Source organism: Vibrio sp. 1580 (assembly GCF_033340055.1).
This window is the reverse complement of record NZ_JAWOVT010000395.1, coordinates 1-630: the sequence shown is the minus strand read 5'-3', so window position 1 is coordinate 630 and position 630 is coordinate 1. Positions and strand designations below refer to the sequence as shown.

The window sequence follows — 630 nt, the reverse complement described above, 5'->3', positions numbered from 1 at the left end:
TCCACCGCTACACCAAGATTGACGGTAGGATGAACACAGCGCGTCATGGTTTCGGCATCGAACCAAGCGTTGAGAGCTGGCTCTTGTTGACAAGCGTAAACGATAGCTTGTACCAGACGAATGCTGATGTCCTCGTTTGGCAACCAATCTTCCAATAACGCTTCTTCGGTAATGGTCACCGCTGCGACGTTTTGATGCGATTCTGCCATGGTCGAGACCATCGTACGGCGCGCTCCTTTGAGCACTTCAGTGCCAGGAACTTGTTTGCCTGCTTCTTCGTAAACATCGGCATCGACGATCAAACCGCTTGGTCCGCTACCGACCATCGTTTTCAAATCTACGCCTAGTTTTTTCGCTAGCAAACGCGCGGAAGGTAAAGCGGTGATGAGTTTGTCTGTTGATTTGTTGTGGCTGCCGCCCACCCAAAAATCATCAACATTTACGTTATGAGATTGGTGAGATACGGTGCCAACAACGGTTGCGGCATCGGCGGTTTGTCGTTTTTCCGCAGAGACAGTGTTTTCTGCGCCACTTTCGTCGATTTATAGAAGTAGGGCGCCAATATTAATCACGTCGCCTTCTTCACCATGGAGGCTGACAATTCTGCCTGCGTAAGGAGCTGGAACGTCT

The 630-nt window shown here is 50.3% G+C and carries 1 pseudogene; it reads right to left on the bottom strand.

From position 1 onward, the window contains the following. Positions 1–630: pseudogene (locus R7093_RS26220) on the bottom strand (2-oxo acid dehydrogenase subunit E2); the annotation flags it as partial.